Annotated in this window: 17 protein-coding genes and 1 pseudogene; 5 read left to right on the top strand and 13 right to left on the bottom strand. The window is 54.4% G+C overall.

The genetic code is table 11. From position 1 onward, the window contains the following. Positions 1-213 (top strand): annotated as a pseudogene (locus tag HMPREF1207_RS21035) (XRE family transcriptional regulator); the annotation flags it as partial. A 111-nt stretch (positions 214-324) separates the two neighbouring features. On the opposite strand, the gene HMPREF1207_RS21030 reads toward HMPREF1207_RS21035, so the two are convergent. After that, entirely contained in the window at positions 325-594 is a 270-nt protein-coding gene (locus HMPREF1207_RS21030; RefSeq protein WP_009674730.1) for a hypothetical protein, read from the bottom strand. Positions 595-952: 358 nt separating this feature from the next. Here HMPREF1207_RS21030 and HMPREF1207_RS21025 point away from each other — a divergent pair, with 358 nt between their 5' ends. After that, positions 953-1,585 (top strand): nitroreductase family protein, encoded by a 633-nt coding sequence (locus tag HMPREF1207_RS21025; RefSeq protein WP_009674797.1) that lies wholly within the window; start codon positions 953-955, stop codon positions 1,583-1,585. Between the two features lie 40 nt (positions 1,586-1,625). After that, positions 1,626-1,943 carry a thioredoxin gene (trxA, locus tag HMPREF1207_RS21020; protein ID WP_009674789.1) on the top strand — a complete coding sequence of 106 codons (318 nt, stop codon included), beginning with the start codon at positions 1,626-1,628 and terminating at the stop codon, positions 1,941-1,943. A 135-nt stretch (positions 1,944-2,078) separates the two neighbouring features. On the opposite strand, the gene HMPREF1207_RS21015 is transcribed toward trxA, so the two are convergent. The 4 genes from HMPREF1207_RS21015 to HMPREF1207_RS21000 all read right to left on the bottom strand — a co-directional run bounded on the left by HMPREF1207_RS21015 (position 2,079) and on the right by HMPREF1207_RS21000 (position 6,634). Then, the gene (locus HMPREF1207_RS21015; RefSeq protein ID WP_009674757.1) at positions 2,079-3,116 is read right to left on the bottom strand and encodes a hypothetical protein; all 1,038 of its coding nucleotides are present in this window, start codon (positions 3,114-3,116) and stop codon (positions 2,079-2,081) included. Positions 3,117-3,342: 226 nt separating this feature from the next. After that, a complete protein-coding gene (locus HMPREF1207_RS21010; RefSeq protein WP_009674737.1) occupies positions 3,343-4,863 on the bottom strand; it encodes an MDR family MFS transporter in 1,521 nt (506 codons plus the stop codon). A gap of 57 nt (positions 4,864-4,920) precedes the next feature. Next, positions 4,921-5,736 carry a Cof-type HAD-IIB family hydrolase gene (locus HMPREF1207_RS21005; RefSeq protein WP_009674766.1) on the bottom strand — a complete coding sequence of 272 codons (816 nt, stop codon included), beginning with the start codon at positions 5,734-5,736 and terminating at the stop codon, positions 4,921-4,923. 112 nt (positions 5,737-5,848) lie between these two features. Beyond that, positions 5,849-6,634 carry a pseudouridine synthase gene (locus HMPREF1207_RS21000; protein ID WP_269212180.1) on the bottom strand — a complete coding sequence of 262 codons (786 nt, stop codon included), beginning with the start codon at positions 6,632-6,634 and terminating at the stop codon, positions 5,849-5,851. A gap of 357 nt (positions 6,635-6,991) precedes the next feature. Between HMPREF1207_RS21000 and HMPREF1207_RS20995 the strand changes: the two genes are divergently transcribed. Then, positions 6,992-7,501 (top strand): thioredoxin family protein, encoded by a 510-nt coding sequence (locus tag HMPREF1207_RS20995; RefSeq protein WP_009674760.1) that lies wholly within the window; start codon positions 6,992-6,994, stop codon positions 7,499-7,501. Positions 7,502-7,566: 65 nt separating this feature from the next. Here HMPREF1207_RS20995 and HMPREF1207_RS20990 read toward each other — a convergent pair whose 3' ends face one another. The 4 genes from HMPREF1207_RS20990 to HMPREF1207_RS20975 form a co-directional block, all read right to left on the bottom strand. Then, complete coding sequence (locus HMPREF1207_RS20990) at positions 7,567-8,190, bottom strand: ABC-2 transporter permease (protein WP_009674786.1); 624 nt, start codon at positions 8,188-8,190, stop codon at positions 7,567-7,569. Continuing rightward, entirely contained in the window at positions 8,174-9,049 is an 876-nt protein-coding gene (locus tag HMPREF1207_RS20985) for an ABC transporter ATP-binding protein (protein WP_009674745.1), read from the bottom strand. Before HMPREF1207_RS20985 ends, HMPREF1207_RS20990 begins: the two co-directional genes overlap by 17 nt. Then, entirely contained in the window at positions 9,046-9,432 is a 387-nt protein-coding gene (locus HMPREF1207_RS20980; RefSeq protein WP_009674777.1) for a GntR family transcriptional regulator, read from the bottom strand. The genes HMPREF1207_RS20985 and HMPREF1207_RS20980 overlap by 4 nt, the downstream gene beginning before the upstream one ends. Before the next feature lie 153 nt (positions 9,433-9,585). Next, complete coding sequence (locus HMPREF1207_RS20975; protein ID WP_009674729.1) at positions 9,586-10,944, bottom strand: aminotransferase-like domain-containing protein; 1,359 nt, start codon at positions 10,942-10,944, stop codon at positions 9,586-9,588. A 137-nt stretch (positions 10,945-11,081) separates the two neighbouring features. Here HMPREF1207_RS20975 and HMPREF1207_RS20970 point away from each other — a divergent pair, with 137 nt between their 5' ends. Continuing rightward, the gene (locus tag HMPREF1207_RS20970; protein ID WP_009674754.1) at positions 11,082-12,029 is read left to right on the top strand and encodes a DMT family transporter; all 948 of its coding nucleotides are present in this window, start codon (positions 11,082-11,084) and stop codon (positions 12,027-12,029) included. Between the two features lie 218 nt (positions 12,030-12,247). Here the strand turns inward: HMPREF1207_RS20970 and HMPREF1207_RS20965 are convergent, their stop codons facing one another. The 4 genes from HMPREF1207_RS20965 to HMPREF1207_RS20950 all read right to left on the bottom strand — a co-directional run bounded on the left by HMPREF1207_RS20965 (position 12,248) and on the right by HMPREF1207_RS20950 (position 15,224). After that, complete coding sequence (locus HMPREF1207_RS20965; RefSeq protein ID WP_009674791.1) at positions 12,248-12,730, bottom strand: GNAT family N-acetyltransferase; 483 nt, start codon at positions 12,728-12,730, stop codon at positions 12,248-12,250. Positions 12,731-12,883: 153 nt separating this feature from the next. Continuing rightward, positions 12,884-13,294, bottom strand: coding sequence for a DUF309 domain-containing protein (locus tag HMPREF1207_RS20960; protein WP_009674752.1), 411 nt, complete (start codon positions 13,292-13,294; stop codon positions 12,884-12,886). 1 nt (position 13,295) lies between these two features. Further along, a complete protein-coding gene (locus HMPREF1207_RS20955) occupies positions 13,296-14,099 on the bottom strand; it encodes a GTP pyrophosphokinase (protein WP_009674739.1) in 804 nt (267 codons plus the stop codon). Positions 14,100-14,120: 21 nt separating this feature from the next. Continuing rightward, positions 14,121-15,224 (bottom strand): quinone-dependent dihydroorotate dehydrogenase, encoded by a 1,104-nt coding sequence (locus HMPREF1207_RS20950; RefSeq protein ID WP_009674728.1) that lies wholly within the window; start codon positions 15,222-15,224, stop codon positions 14,121-14,123. Positions 15,225-15,561: the final 337 nt, after the last annotated feature.

Here is a 15,561-nt window from a genome sequence, read left to right as displayed (position 1 = left end):
ATTCCTTACGCCGAACTGATGAAAATCGCCGGATATTTAGACGAACCGGAGAGCGGCGGGGACAAGCTCAAGGCTCCGGTCAATTTGCGCCGGTTTCTTCATGACAACGAACTTATCTTCGACGGCATCGAACTGACGGAGCAGGATAAAGAATGGGTCGAGCGCATGCTCAGTGCTCTGTTCTGGAAAGAACGGAACAGCCGCAACGAATAAGAACGGCCGGCCGGCACCTGGAATCCTGCCTTACATAAGCAAACGGAACAACCCGCGGGAGCTGAATCATCCCTGCGGGTTGTTTCTTGATGTATGTTAATCCGGCCCCGGCTACGCGATTGAATTCGGTTTGGCCAGACGGCCGAGGTTTCCCTGTATCTCCTGAATCCGTTCATTCTCCTGCCGCAGCTTCTCCTCGATACGTTCCGTCAAATGAGCGATCTGTTCTGCAACACTGTCCGGCACTTCCACTTCGGGCAGCGACTTGATAATATACAGCAGACACTGCAGCGTATCTTCCATCACTTCTTTTTTGCGGCTTGCGATTACGACCTCCGCCAGAAAGATAAGGTGCGTCAGTTCATTTTGCAGGACACTCATTCAAGTTCCACTTCCTTCCACTTCCGATTATGACTGAAATTGTCGAATGTGAAAAGTTGCTCTTGACAGTTTTAACTGTAATATTTATTATACTAGATATAGCGTAACTTATTTAGTTACAGTTTAGTCCACCCAGACGGCATCCGTTATGCCCGGATATCCGTCCTTCTGCCGGCGGGCCTGACCGAGTTCTCCCTTTTCTGCCGAACGGCCGGCGGCCCGCTTTTTTTACCCGACGACCGAGAAATCGTTTGGCCTGAAAAAATTGACTACGCGGAACTACCGGAAACGAGACATGTTTTCCGCAAAACCGCACACATTACCTATAACTTTGCGAACCGCCAAAAGGAGGATATTTATGACCCAACAGCTTTTTCCCGAAACTCTGAAAGTCATCGCGGAGCGCCACTCCGTAAAATCGTACGATCCGGATTTTGTGTTTCCCGAGGAGCATAAGGAGCTTATCCTGAACGCGGCTAACCAGGCGCCGTCCTCCTGGAATCTGCAGCACTGGAAATTCCTCGTGATCGACGACCCTGCCGCCAAGCAGCGTCTGCTCCCCATCGCAAGCAACCAGAAGCAGGTCGTGGAAAGCTCCTTTGTCGTCGCCGTCCTGGGCGACCTGCAGGCGAACCTGAACGCCGAGACGATCTACGGTGCTGCCGTAGAGAGCGGGTTCTTGACGCAGGAAATCAAAGACACGCTCGTGTCGCAAATTAACGGCGCCTATGCAAGCGGCGGAAGCATTCCTCGCGATGAAGCGATCCGCAACGCCTCGTTCGCGTCCATGCAGCTCATGCTCGCGGCGAAAGCGCTCGGCTACGATACGTGCCCGATGGGCGGCTTCAATCCGGCCGCGCTCGTACAGGAATTCAATGTTCCGGAGCGCTACATTCCCACTCTGCTGATCTCCGTCGGCAAAGCGGCTAAACCGGCTTATGCGTCGGGCCGCTTCCCGCTGGAGCAGGTTATCGTTAAAAATTCGTTCTGAACAGGTTTTACCCTAAAATTTCACACACGGAGGGATTCCTATGTCTTTGCTAAATGTATCCGATCAAACTTTCCAAGAAACGCTGGATAACAACAACCTTGTTCTCGTCGATTTCTGGGCGCCGTGGTGCGGTCCCTGCAAAATGCAGAGCCCGATCCTGGACCAACTGACGGAAGAAGCCGGCGAAGCGGTAACGATCGCCAAGATCAACGTCGACGACAACCCGGAAACGGCCTCGAAGTTCGGCGTGATGAGCATTCCTACCTTGAAGCTGTTCAAAAACGGCGGCGAAGTCAAAACGATGGTAGGCGTTCAATCGCTTCAGACGCTGAAAGAACTGGTTAATCAAAACCAGTAATTATCCGGAATCTTCCCTGCCCCTTTCCCCCAAAGCCCGGCACAAAGCAAAAAGAGCGGTCCTTTTCGTCATCCGGCGAATTGGACCGCTCTTTTTTACGGAAAAAACGCGGAGCTCCGGCTCCGCCTCATCGTGTTATTGAATCGTAACATTTTCGAACAACAGTTCATCGATCAGCTTGTTGCGGTACAGCATGGACAGATGCAGCGAATCGTAATCCTGCTCCTTGTCCAGCTCCTCCATCAGCAGCCGGGCAATTTCCTGCCGCTGGCGGGAATCGTCGGTTTGGCGGAAGTCGATAAATCCGGTCAGCTGATCCTCGCTTACGTCAATAGTGGCCGTTCCGATCGGAATACCGCCGTATTCCTGCTCGTAAATCTCATAGGTCAGCGTATCCCCGTCATCCCTTGCCAGAATGACCGAGTATTCCTCTTCGCCGCTGTCCAGTTCGCTCAGCTCATCCGCCTCTTCCAGCGAGATTTCGATCGAATCCACAATTTCCCCGTCAAAACGGCTGTGGAACAAAAAGTTCTCGGTCTCTTCGTCCTGAAAATCGGCGACAATCAGGTTCGATGCGAGCTCCATCTCTTCCTCAAGCGGGTCGAATACCCAGTCGAGCATACATACGGCTTCGCTGCCGTAGATCCGGCATGACGCTTCCGCTACCAGGCGGGAACCCGGATCGAAAAGCTGGTACTCCACCCGCCCGCGCGAATCCTCCAGAAGCACCAGCTCGTAATCCGGTTCCGCGTCGTAAGCGTCCTCTTCCATGGAGATGTCATCGAGCTCATCTTCGTCGTAGTCTCCGTATACGGATTCGTCACCGACCCACTCCGCCGTCGTTTCATCGTCCGCATAGTCCACCGCCGGGGATTCGTCCGGAAGCAGCGGAGTCCCGATGATATGGTCATAGCTGCCATACGTCAGCACAACGTCGCATTCCCGGATGTTCATCGCATCGACCAGCCATTGGATATGGTTGCGCACGAATGCGTCCACTTCTCTTTTGCCGGCAGGGGATAGTACGGCATCCTCAAGCTGAATGCCCCCGGTCATCCGGTCCCCTTCGCGGTACACCAAACTGATAATTCCGGCAAAACGGCCGTCCACCAAGATTTCCGTCACTTCTCCGCCCGCCGTTTTCAGGTCGGGTCTTAGTACTAGCTGGGCCATTTGCTCTGCCTCCCTTATCGGTATTTCCGGACGATGCAGCACATTCTGGCCAGGCCAAAAATGCTTACCCGGAAGATTCTGCTCCTAGCGTACCCGGATCGCCGGAAAAATATGTGACAACCGGGAGGCGGGCCCATAACAAAAAAAGGCTTACCCGGAGTCTGCAAATGCGGACGGGTAAGCCTTTTTTTCATGGATGCAGCGTTAATTGCCTGCGTTCAATCCGTCAGGACTGCCGGGACGGCTCCGGTTCCGCCGCCAGCTCCGGCTCCTCTTCGACCTTGAACCGTTTCGGCAGAAGCAGCGTGAGCACGATGCCGATGGCCGCCAGAACGAGCAGGGACCAGAAGATGCGGCTGAGACTGAACGCGAACAGCTCGCGGATGCCTGCCATCGTTTCCGGCGAGAACGCGGAACGTCCGTGGGCGTCCAACGCTTTGTTGAGGTCGATGCCTCCGACCTGATCGGGATGAGCCTGCTGATACGTATGCAGCGAGGTGTTGTACAGCATCCCGAACACCGCGATCCCCAGCGTCTGGCCGAGCGTACGGATGAACGTATGCGAAGACATGGCGGCTCCGCGCAGCTTCCAGCCTACGGCGGACTGCATCGTGATCGTGTACGCCGTGAAGGCGAAGCCGAATCCGATCCCGAACAGCGCCGTGTACACTTCCAGCGCCCACCCCGGGGTTGCGGACGTCATTAGAGCCAAGGCGACGGAACCCGCCGTAATTCCTCCCACGCCGATGAGGACGGCGGATCTTACGCCGAGACGGACAAAGCCTCTTCCCGCCAGAGCAGCGCCGACCGTCCAGCAGATGGACAGCGGAATCAGCGCGAAGCCCGAGCCGGTCGCCCCGCCGCCGTTCACGCTCTGCACCCAGAGCGGCAGATAGATCGTGACCGCCACGAGGATGGCGCTGAGAATGAAGCCCGACGAGTTGATGAGCGTAAGAAGCCGGTCTTTGAACAGGTCAAGCGGCAGCATCGGCTCCGGCGATCTTTTTTCGACGGCGATAAAAATAAACAGGAAGACGACGGAGACGACCAGCAGACCGAGAATGACAGGCGAGCCCCAGGCATACTGGACCCCGCCGCTGAGCAGGGCATAGATCAGAGCCGTCATGCTGACCGTGAACGTCACAATGCCCGGATAATCGATCGGCCGCTTCGTTTTCTCCAGATTTTCGTGCAGATAGGCGGAAATCAGCAGCATGGAGATAATGCCGAATGGAATGTTAAAATAGAAAATCCATCTCCACGACACATAATCGACCATCAGACCGCCGGCCAGCGGCCCGAGAATGCCCGAAAGCCCCCAGATGCCGCTGATCCAGCCCTGGATTTTCGCGCGTTCTTCGAACGAGTAAATGTCTCCGACGATAATCATCGTAACGGGAAGAATGGCGCCGGCGCCGATCCCCTGGACCGCCCGGAAGAAGATCATCATTTCCATGGATTGCGCGATTCCGCACAAGGTCGAGCCGATCAGGAACAAACCGGTTCCGATCATAAAAATTTTCTTGCGTCCGTACAAATCGGACAACTTGCCGAATATCGGGGTAGAAACCGCCGTGGTGAGCAGGTAAATGGATATGACCCAGCTCATCAAGTCCAGACCGCCCAAATCGCCGACGATGCGGGGAATGGCGGTCGACACGATCGTGCCTTCGATGGAAGACAGGAAGGTCACGACCATGATCGCCAGCAGGACTTTCGTTTTGTCGGTGTTACCGGACCGAGCCATTGGCAGCACCGCCTTTTCTTTTTTTAGGGAACCGCCCTGGATGACCGTTCAATTCGCTCAATCCCGGCGGACCGTTTGCAAGACGTGCGTTTCCAGCGCTTGCGCCACGCCGTCTTCATTGTTGGAGGCGGTTATTTGATCCGCCTGCTCCAGAACGCCTGCCGGAGAATTGGCCATCGCGATTCCGAGACCCGCGAAGGAGATCATCTCCAGATCGTTGAAGTAGTTGCCGATGGCAAGCACCTCGTCCGGACGGACGTCGAGACTTGCGCATAAGCTGCGCAGTGCGTTGCCCTTCGTGGCATCGGCGTGCATCACGTCGATAAAATGATCCCCGCTGCGGATCATGCGAAGATCGCCGTACAGCCGAGAAAGCGACCAGTCCCGCTCCACCGTGTCCATGACGGCCGGGTCCGCGCTGTAAAGCGTAAACTTGACGAGCGGGACCGTCAAAGCCGTAACATCCGCAACGAGATGCGGAGTGACGAAAAACTTCTTATACATCGCCTGTTCGACCTCGGTTAAACGCTCCAGGTACATATCAAACGGGGCGCACACGTCGAAGTGCACCTCATGCTCGCGGCAGTATGCGATCATAGCGGCGATTTGGCTCACCCGAAACGAATACTGATGAATCAGTTCCAGCCCGGGAGACTGAACGGTGGCGCCGCCGTTATGCGTAATGACCGTTCCTTCCAGTCCCAGTTCCTCCAGAACCGGAATGGCGCTTGCGGGCCCGCGGCCCGTGCAGAGCACGATATAGCTTCCCTGCTCATGCACACGGCGTACGGTTTCCCGGGTCCGTTCGGTAAGGAGATAGTCGTCGTTCAGAAGCGTGCCGTCAACATCCAGGGCGATCAGTTTGTAAGTCATGGGGCAGGTCTCCTTTCCACTCCGTTAGGATCTGGTTTTGTCTCTCTTGCCTTATGCACTGTCTTGTGCACTGTCTTGTGCATTGCCTTGTGTACGCTGCCTAAGCTTCGTCTCACTTATGTAAATCGTTGTCGACATCGGGGCCAGAATCAAGAGAAGGCTTGCCCTGGAGCAGCTCCAGTTCCTCCCGGGTCAGTTCCCGGTATTCGCCCAGTCCCAGAGCCGGGTCCAGTTGGAGCGGTCCCATCGAGACGCGTTTCAAATAAACGACCCGCTTGCCGACTGCCTGGAACATCCGTTTCACTTGGTGAAACTTCCCTTCCTGTATGGTCAGCTCAATCTCCGAGCGCGGCGGATCGGCGGTTGTATCGCATGTCAGAACGCGAAGCTGCGCCGGCATCGTCACGTACCCGTCATCCAGCTCGACGCCCGCTTCAAACGCCTGTTTATCGGCTTCTCCGGCTAAACCTTCCACCTTGGCGTAGTACGTCTTCGGCACATGCTTGCGCGGAGAAAGCAGATTGTGGGCCAGCTTGCCGTCGTTCGTAAGCAGCAGGAGCCCTTCCGTATCTTTATCCAGCCTGCCGACGGGAAATACGTCAAAGGGCGCATAAGCCTCGCCGAGCAGATCCACGACCGTGCGGTCCCGGTTGTCTTCCGTAGCGGAAACGACGCCCTGCGGCTTATTCAGAAGAAGGTAGACGAATTCCCGGTAAACGATCTTTTCTCCGCTTACGGTGATCTCGTCCTGCTCCGGGTCCACCTGCATCCCGCTGTCTTTGACCCGGATGCCGTTCACTTCGATCAAGCCGTTTTTGACCGTCTTTTTCAAATCGGAACGTGAACCGTAGCCGAGATGGGCGAGCACCTTATCGAGCCGTTGTGTTTTTCTTTTAATCGCGCTTCCGCCTCCTTCCGGCCAATCTTTTATGGAGCCTGCCTCTATTTCCTGCTTTTCCGCCCTATGAATAAAAGCCCTCTTGCCTCCGAGATCCGGGGCCAGGGCATGTTAGGTGGACTGCCTTTTATGCGAATCGGGGTTTCGGTCGAAGCGTTTGTGTCGAGCATACCGGGCGGAATTTAGTGCGGCTCCCCGTATTATAGACTATTCCGTGCCTGCTTGCACCTTCGGTCTGACAAAAAAACAGGCAATCTTTCACGATTTTCTCACTTTTTCACGAAGAACAAGCAGGATTTGCGCTCTTTCGTCTCGAAGTTATTCTAGCTAAACAAGTAACCACTTAAGGAGTGAATCATGAAAAAATTAGCGATTTATTTAGGCATTATCGTTGTCCTTTTCGCCGCGATCTTCGTGGTCACGAAATCTTCCAACAAGGGCAATGACGAAGCGGCCAACAAGCTTTACGGCGTATCGGCTTCCAAGCTGAAACCGGCCACGCAGAAACTGCTCGAAGACCCGAACTACCAGAACCTGATCAAACCCGAAGAGCTTGACAAACGCATCGCGAACAAAGAAAGCTTCTTCCTGTACTACTACGGCGCCGATTGTCCGCACTGTAAAGTAACGACGCCCGTCCTTGTCCCGCTGCAACAAAAGCTTGGCATCGACGTGAAGCAGTTTAACCTGCTTGAATTCCAGGACGGCTGGAAAAAATACAACATTGAATTCACGCCTACACTCGTATACTACAAAGACGGCGTAGAGGTAGAACGCATGGTCGGCGGCGTGCCGGAAAACGGCGGAACCGAAGGCAATACGCCTGCGAAATTCGAAGAATTTTTCCTCAAGCATAACGGCAAATAAACCAAAGAAGCAGCGGAGCTTATCCGCTGCTTCTTTGGTTTATTCCCGCTCCCCGGGACTGCGGGTCAAAAATCTTTCTTTTTCATAATTCCGAGCGAAATCAGATAAGAAACGAAAAATGCCGCAGCTCCCGCCGCCGCGATAACCGCGGCTGCAGCCGGGGAAGGAAGCCCCCATCTGTCCGTCGCTCCTACAATGAAGCCCAGCATGGAAGTCGACGCGAACAGCAGGATCATCATGATAACGCTGATTACCTGCAGGTATTTGTCTCCCAGCCAGTAATGCAGCGGAAGGTAAATCGCCGCATACACGAGCAGCATCGCGCCGAGAAGGCCAGAGGCTCCCCAGGAGAAGGAGGATGCGCCGCCCGTCCCTTGTATCATCGACGTTGCCGTGCTTACGATAAAACCGATCCCCGCTCCCAGTACACCGAACAGGAGCACGCTCACATACCTGGCGCGCACGATGTCCGAACGCCGAACGGGAAGGCTGCCCAGCAGGATGAAATTGCGGTTCTTCACGTCATGATTCGCGGAAATAAATAAGAGCATGATGGAGGGAACAAGCTGGACCACTACACCGCCCATCCGTGAGTTGGAGAAAGTGATGGCAAAGAAAACGACATAGACGGCCATCCACAAGAGCTCTTTTCTCATCACGCGAAAATCTTTGCTAAGCAGTGCCGCCATGGCTGTACCCTCCTTTGACCGTATAGACCATAATATCTTCCAGCGTCGCGGGCTCGATGACCGCATAGCCTCCGAACAACTTCTCGGCCTCCGGCCGGTTGTAAACAAGGCCTTCGAAGCCTACGGACGTTTCCCGGACGGAAACGAACTGCTTGCGGATGTCCGCATCCAGAAGCTCCGTCCCGCCTTTGACGATCGCGTACCGTTCCTGAACGTTCTCCTTGCTCTCGCTGAAAACGAGCTTTCCCCGGTTCATGAAGGCGATGTAATCCGCGACGCGGTCCAAGTCCGTCGTAATGTGGGTGGAGAACAGAATCGTATGCTGCTCATCCTGCATCAAATCCGCCAGCAGATCGAGCAGTTCGCGCCGGAAAACGGGATCGAGTCCTGCCGTCGGTTCGTCCATCACGAGGAGTTTGGCCCCGTGGGACAGAGCCGCAGCCAGACCGAATTTCATCTTCATGCCTTTGGATAAGTCCGAAATCTTCTTCCCGGCCGGAAGCTCGAACCGCTCCAGATAGGTTTGAAACTGCGCCTCGTTCCAATTCCGGTAAAAAGAAGCGAGCAGCCTACCGGTCTGGCGGACAGTCAAATGCTCGTAGAAATGACTTTCGTCCGACACGAAACCGATCCTTTCCTTGATTTCCTTCTCCCGCTGAGGCATCTCCATTCCTTCTATGAAGACGCGCCCCTGCTCCGGAATAGCGAGATGGAGCAAAATTTTGATCAGGGTGCTTTTGCCCGCACCGTTAGGACCGATCAGTCCTGTAATGTATCCTTTCGGAACCGCAAAGGACAGGTCTTGAATGTTGAAGTTTGAATAGGCTTTGGAAATATGCTTAAATTCCACGGCGTTCATCGGATGTCTTCCTCCTCTTCATACAGCGCTTTGACGGTTTCGATCGTTTCATCCACGGTTATTCCCAACTGCCTGGCTTCCCGGACGGCTTCCGACAATTTCGCTTCAAACTGCTTCAGCTGCTGTTCCCGGATATATTCCCGATTCAGACCGGAGACGAAGGAGCCTTTGCCGACGACCGAGTCGATCAGCCCTTCCTTCTCCAGCTCCTCGTAAGCTCTCTTGGTCGTAATCACGCTGATTTGCAGATCTTTGGCCAGCTGCCGGATCGACGGCAGGCTTTCTCCCGGAAGCAGCTCTCCCTGCAGAATTTGTCGCTGAATCTGCTGTCTGATCTGCTCGTAGATCGGCTCGCCTGAACTCTGCGAAAGAATAATGTTCATAGTTCACCCGCTTCGCGTTAGCTTTGTTCATATTGTATATGTATACTATATACACTATATACAATGTTGTCAATCCGATTTTGCCCATAAAAAAAAACGGCAGACCGCTTGGAGCAGCCTCCGTTATTTGTCCAACCGCCTTCCCTCGGGGCTTCAGCGGTCTCCGTATCTTCCCAGCTCCTCCATGAGAAGCCGGACTCCCCTCCGGATTTGTTCGTCCCCGACTTGGGAGACATTCAGCTTCAAATAATTGTCCCGGGGAAAGCCCGGCAGATAGTGCTTGTCGATCGGTTCGATCACCACCGATTTTTTACGCAGCCGCTTGGTCAGCTCCGGTTGGGATACAGACGGGCTCAGCACAAGGTGGGTATGGACGGGAGAAAGCTCTTCGCTGTACATTGCCCCTTGTACTGCGCCGCCGGCAAGCGGCCCATGCTCTGCAAGCATTTGCCGGAGAAGCAGCGACCTGGTCGCGTAGGCGGCTTTGATTTTATGCTTGTGCCGTTCGAACATCCCGCTTTTCAAATAAATCTCCAGCGCTCCTTGGGAAATCATCGAGCTGTCAATGTCGGCGATGCGCTTATACCGGCTGAAGAGATCCACAAGACTGCCGGGAATAACCGCAATACCGATGCGAAGGCCGGGGAACATGATTTTGGAGAAACTTTTCAAATATATCACGCGCTTGCCCTCATCGTAAGCATGGACCGGATCGGCTTTTCCGTCCGGCTCCAAGTCGGCCAGATAGTCGTCTTCCACCACGTAGACATCGTACTTGCGGGCAAGGGCCGCGATTTTCTTCTTCACATCCGTGCGGTAAGAGCACCCGAGCGGCGCATGAAACCGCGGGATCGTATAAAAGAACTTGATCGGCTCCGTGCGGAAAATCCGCTCCAGTTCGTCCAGATCGATCCCTTCCCGCGAACGCCGGATTCCCATGACCGGGACTCCGTGAGTCACGAGCTGTTCGATGAACAGGTGATAGCCGGGCTGCTCGATCAGCACCTTCGTTTTTCCGTTCGGAAAAGGAAGCCCGGCCAGAATGGCCAGCGCCTGCTGCACCCCGGACACGACAAACAGGCTGCTGACGCGCGTAAACACCTGATAATCCGCAAGCAGCTTCTGCATCATCATGAGCAGTGCGGGCAGCCCTTGAGGAGTGCCGTACACAAACAAATCGTTTTTGTACGTATCGATCGCTTTGTTCATGCAGTGCTGGAAATCCAGATAAGGAAAAAATGCCGGGTCCGGAGCGGAGACGGCAAAGTCGATGACTTCCGGCGAGTCCGGGGCGGTATCCGGCGACGATTGGACGACGTAGTACCCGCTCTTGGCGATGGAATAGACCAGATGCCTGCTCTCCAATTCCTCCATTGCCCGGATAACGGTGCTTTTGTTAACCCCGTAGCTTTCCGACAACTGCCGGATGGAGGGCAGTTTGCTGCCCTCCTTGTAGCGGCGGTCCGCGATCTGCTGCTCCAGATCGGTTAAAATTCCTTCATATTTGTGCATGAATACACCTCTCCGGCCAATCTGTACCGGTACAGTTAACGTTTTCTCCTATTGTAGCACAGCCGCCCGTCCCCTTAAAATCTAAACAAGGACCTTAATAAACCGCTTTGCATGCAGGCTCAAAGGAATAGATCGCCATGAAAGCAGCAGCACCTCTTACCAAAGCTTACCTATCCGCCGTACTATACGCCTTGATCATCGGCTTCTCATTCATATTCGTAAAAACCGCCCTCGTTTCCACAGGGCCGTTCGACCTCCTGGCGCACAGGTTTACGATTTCCCTGGCCGCGCTGCTCGTCTTCCTCGCCCTCAGCAAAACCCGGCTGAACATCCGGAAGCGGGATTATTTAGCCATCCTGCCGATGGCCGTGCTGTATCCCGTTCTGTTTTTTGCTTTCCAGACCTTCGGCCTGGTACAGGCGTCGGCTTCCGAGGCGGGAATCATTCAAGCCGCAGCCCCCGTTTTCACCATGATGCTCGCTTCGGTTGTGCTGAAGGAACGGACCGGCCTGCGGCAAAATCTGTTCATCGCCCTTTCTGTGGCAGGCGGTGTTTATATTTTCGCCATGAAGGGACTGGACTTTCGTACGATGAACGGAGCCGGACTGTTCCTGATCCTGCTCTCCGCTCTTTCCTCCGCCGGATACAGCGTGCTCGCGAGAAAATTAAGCCGGAACTATACGCCGCTCGACTTGACGTTTGTTTCGCTGCTTTTCGGCTTCATCGCGTTCAACGGATTTGCGGTCATCCGCCGCATCGTTCAAGGCACGCTTCCACTCTATTTCGAACCTTTCGGCGACCTTTCGTTCACTGTCTCGGTCCTTTTTCTGGGTGTGCTGTCCTCCCTTGCGAGTTCATTTCTGTCCAATTACGCCCTTTCGAAAATGGAGGCGTTCAAAATCAGCATTTTCAGCCAGCTGGCAACGATCGTTACCATGGCGGCCGGCGTCATCATCCTGCATGAGAAACTGGCCTATTTCCATTTGATCGGAGCCGCCCTTATGATTGCCGGAGTGGTCGGCGTATGCCTGCCGTCGTCTCCCCGCAAAATTTCCCGGCAGCCCGAACGGAGGCTGGATGCGTGAAGGGAATTTTGAGCAGCAAAAAGCCGCCGCGTTTGACAATCTGTCACCGCGTCCAGCTTCGAGTATGCGCATCCGCTCAACTATAATGCCTGACGTCTATTCCGCAGGTACAGCGAAAAGGCCGTGACATTCACGGCCTTTTTATCGTTCGCCCTATTCCCGGCTGTTGCTTCCCGCACCGGCTGCGGGGCACCCGCTTCTCGCCGCGAAACACTGCCTCAAAGAGAGGCCCGCATATGGATGCCGGCCAGACGCTTCCCGTCCGGGCCCGACTTCTCCGACACGTCAAAAGGACAGAAGCCGAGCTTCGCGTAAAGCAGCAGCGCGGGCGTATTCGTGTTGTGACAAACGAGATTCAGAAACGGAACATCGAGCTCCCGCTTCGCTTTGTCCATCATCGTCCGGATTAGATAAGAGGATGCCCCTTTTCCCCGGTACTCGGGCGCCACAATCACGTTTCCGAGCCAGCATTCCTTCTCCCGTACGCAGTCGTACAGATTGGCGTAAGCGGCAATTCCCCCGCCTTCGGCCGTTATAACGGTCGGGCACAGCCGTGTTTTCAGCGTTTCGCGAATCTGCTCCGGCGTCAGCGGATATGCGCCTTTCGGATACATGTAAAAGAGCTCGCCCGCATGCTGCGGCAGCCCGCAAATAACGTCCAAATCGTCCGGTGATAAAGGCCTGCTTTGATAATCCGCCATTCCTGCCACTCCCTCATCTTATTCTTATGTACCGTATTGTACAGGCGAACTCCGTTTTCCCGCCCGCTCTTATCTCTTATCCCTTGTCCCTGCCCTGCCTGCAAAAAAACCTGCCGGGCCTTATGCCTGCCGGTTCCTTCCCTGCCGTTCCGTCTATGATTCGGTCCGCCGCTCGCCTTGAATTTGCCGGACCTGTCCCGCCAGATCCTCATCCACGATGCGAATTTCCAGCGGATAAGGCTCGAAAGGCCGCACCCCGTTATTCCGGAGCTTGACCAGATACGCTTCCGCATCCCGCAGCAGCAGAGCCACGTCTATTCCGAGCAGCCTGTCCGGGTACCCCTGCAGCTTCGCGATCCCCGATTCCATCAATTTAACGGCTCCCGATACGTTAGCGTTAAGATGATGATACAGTCCGACGGCAATCTGCAGCAGCCCCTGATAAAACGGCTTCCGGCCTTCTTCCAGCCAAAGGGTCTCCATCACTTCATGGCATTCGTAATAGTCCCGGCTTACATTGAACTCGTATAAAAAAGCGAGGTACAGAGGATCGTAAGGACGCAAATCAGCGCGCCCCTTTTTTCGCCCGTTTGATGGCTTCCTGAATTTCCTCCTGGAGCTCGCGCATGGCCCGTGTATCGTCCTTTTCGAAAATTTCGTTGAAGCGCATCTGGAACTGGACGGCTTCCCGGACGCGATGATAGAAATACAGCACCTGGATGCAGTTCAGAATGACGGTAACCAAATTCGAATTGTCTTCGAACAGCTTCTGCGCTTCCACGATTTCCCCGCGGATATTGGACATTTCCTGATCCAGCAGGTAAGCGGCTTCGGCCGCCCGGCTCAGTCTCGTGCGGACCTCCTCCGGCAGCATGCTTTCCTTGTATTTATAATTCAGGGAATGCTCGATAGTCGCCCAGAAATTCATCGCCAGCGTACGCAGCTGAATTTCGCCGAGCACCTTTTTCATCCCCAGAGAAGTCTGCACCGGGTATTCGATAATCATATGAAAGCTGCGGTAGCCGCTTTCCTTCTTGTTGGCGATATAATCTTTCTCGTAGAGCACTTTCATATCCTTACGCTGGTGGATCAGCTCGCGCAATGTTTCGATATCTTCAACGAACTGGCACATGATGCGGATGCCCGCGATATCTTCGATGCCGGTTTCAAGATCGTCCATGGATACGTTCAACTTCTTGGCTTTATCCAAAATGCTCGAGATTTTTTTGACACGCCCGGTCACGAATTCGATCGGAGAATATTCCTCGCGGTTTTTGAGTTCCGCCCGAAGCGTTTTGAATTTAATTTTGAGTTCCTCTACGGTCTGTTCATAAGGAAACAGAAATTTTTTCCAATCTCTTCCATCCATAAGAACTGCCTCCACTTCCGGTCAAAGTCGACGTTGATCTGCCCCGATCGCCTCGGAAATATGGGTAAAGCCGTCTTTTTTAAGCAGGGTCGACAAACCTTCATTCAATTTCTTCAAAAGGCCCGGGCCTTCGTATATAAGCGCCGTATACACCTCGACGAGGCTCGCTCCCGCACGGATTTTGTCATAGGCATCCTGCGCGGTGAAAATTCCGCCGGACCCGATAATCGGGATGCGTCCCTCCGTCATTCGGTACACGCGCGAAATAAGCTCGGTCGAACGGGATGTCAGCGGACGTCCGCTCAGGCCCCCTGCCTGATCCCGGTTGGGATGACTTAATCCGTCGCGTCCTAGCGTCGTATTCGAAACGATAATCCCGGAAACCCCGCTTCCGCCGATGACGGCAATCGTATTTTCCAGCTCGGTGTCGGTCAGGTCGGGCGCAATTTTGACGAGAACCGGCTTGGCCGCGCCGCCGGTCCGCTCGTGCTGATTCTTCATCTCGCCCACGACCGCATGAAGCAATCTCTGCAAATCATTGCCATGCTGCAAATTACGCAGATCGGGGGTATTCGGTGAAGAGATATTGACCACGAAAAAGTCGCCGTGCCCGTACAAGGTCCGGATGCAGGAGCGGTAATCTTCTTCCGCCTGCTCGTTGGGCGTCGTTTTGTTCTTGCCGATGTTGACGGCTACGGGGATCGGACGGCTGCCGAGGCGGCTTAAATTTTGCGCCATCGCCTCCGCCCCGATGTTGTTGAAGCCCATCCGGTTGATGAGGGCTTCATCCTCCGGAAGCCGGAAAAGCCGCGGCTTGTCGTTGCCGCTCTGCGGTTTGGGGGTAACGGTCCCCACTTCCATAAAACCGAAACCCATCCGGGAGAACCCTTCCACCGCCTGGGCGTTCTTATCCAGTCCGGCGGCAAGTCCCACCGGATTCGGGAACGCGATTCCCCAGAGCGTGCTATGAAGTTCGGGGGCATGACCGAACCCCCATGCGGCGCCGATAACGGACGACATTCCCGGGATCTTGGCAGCCGTTTTAAGTCCGTTAATCGTCAAATGGTGAGCTTTCTCCGCGTCCATGCGAAACAGGACCGGCTTAGCGATCTTCTTGTATACCATGCAGTTGACACTCCGTTCCTCAGTACTCTCATCTGTCAGTTTATCGCGTTCCACGCGAGAATGCAAAGATTTTTATCCGTACAGAGCCCCGTGATCGGGACGTATAATCCCCTTTAATCCACATTAAACACGAACGAAATATATTATAACACAAAAATCGTTCGTCTTATCATGAAATCCGTACAAATGTTTGCTTATTTTGACCGGTTCTTGCGACAGAACCTATTACGATAAACCGGATCGTTTTAATCGGTTTTAAAAAAACGGATTTATACGGCAGGCCTTCGTCTCGTAACGCGTCAGACAGAGAGGTCTCTAACCGGACGTAAAAAAAGCG

The sequence above is a fragment of the Paenibacillus sp. HGH0039 genome, assembly GCF_000411255.1.
Lineage (GTDB): Bacteria > Bacillota > Bacilli > Paenibacillales > NBRC-103111 > Paenibacillus_F.
The sequence above is the reverse complement of the archived record's forward strand: the minus strand, read 5'-3'. Positions and strand labels throughout refer to the sequence as shown.

Coding starts and splice junctions, on each gene's coding strand:
- HMPREF1207_RS20970 (WP_009674754.1), top strand. CDS start 11,082: ATGAAAGCAGCAGCACCTCTTACCAAAGCTTACCTATCCGCCGTACTA.
- HMPREF1207_RS21030 (WP_009674730.1), bottom strand. CDS start 594: ATGAGTGTCCTGCAAAATGAACTGACGCACCTTATCTTTCTGGCGGAG.
- HMPREF1207_RS20995 (WP_009674760.1), top strand. CDS start 6,992: ATGAAAAAATTAGCGATTTATTTAGGCATTATCGTTGTCCTTTTCGCC.
- HMPREF1207_RS21010 (WP_009674737.1), bottom strand. CDS start 4,863: ATGGCTCGGTCCGGTAACACCGACAAAACGAAAGTCCTGCTGGCGATC.
- trxA (WP_009674789.1), top strand. CDS start 1,626: ATGTCTTTGCTAAATGTATCCGATCAAACTTTCCAAGAAACGCTGGAT.
- HMPREF1207_RS20955 (WP_009674739.1), bottom strand. CDS start 14,099: ATGGATGGAAGAGATTGGAAAAAATTTCTGTTTCCTTATGAACAGACC.
- HMPREF1207_RS20975 (WP_009674729.1), bottom strand. CDS start 10,944: ATGCACAAATATGAAGGAATTTTAACCGATCTGGAGCAGCAGATCGCG.
- HMPREF1207_RS20980 (WP_009674777.1), bottom strand. CDS start 9,432: ATGAACATTATTCTTTCGCAGAGTTCAGGCGAGCCGATCTACGAGCAG.
- HMPREF1207_RS21025 (WP_009674797.1), top strand. CDS start 953: ATGACCCAACAGCTTTTTCCCGAAACTCTGAAAGTCATCGCGGAGCGC.
- HMPREF1207_RS21005 (WP_009674766.1), bottom strand. CDS start 5,736: ATGACTTACAAACTGATCGCCCTGGATGTTGACGGCACGCTTCTGAAC.
- HMPREF1207_RS21015 (WP_009674757.1), bottom strand. CDS start 3,116: ATGGCCCAGCTAGTACTAAGACCCGACCTGAAAACGGCGGGCGGAGAA.
- HMPREF1207_RS20965 (WP_009674791.1), bottom strand. CDS start 12,730: ATGGCGGATTATCAAAGCAGGCCTTTATCACCGGACGATTTGGACGTT.
- HMPREF1207_RS20990 (WP_009674786.1), bottom strand. CDS start 8,190: ATGGCGGCACTGCTTAGCAAAGATTTTCGCGTGATGAGAAAAGAGCTC.
- HMPREF1207_RS20950 (WP_009674728.1), bottom strand. CDS start 15,224: ATGGTATACAAGAAGATCGCTAAGCCGGTCCTGTTTCGCATGGACGCG.
- HMPREF1207_RS20985 (WP_009674745.1), bottom strand. CDS start 9,049: ATGAACGCCGTGGAATTTAAGCATATTTCCAAAGCCTATTCAAACTTC.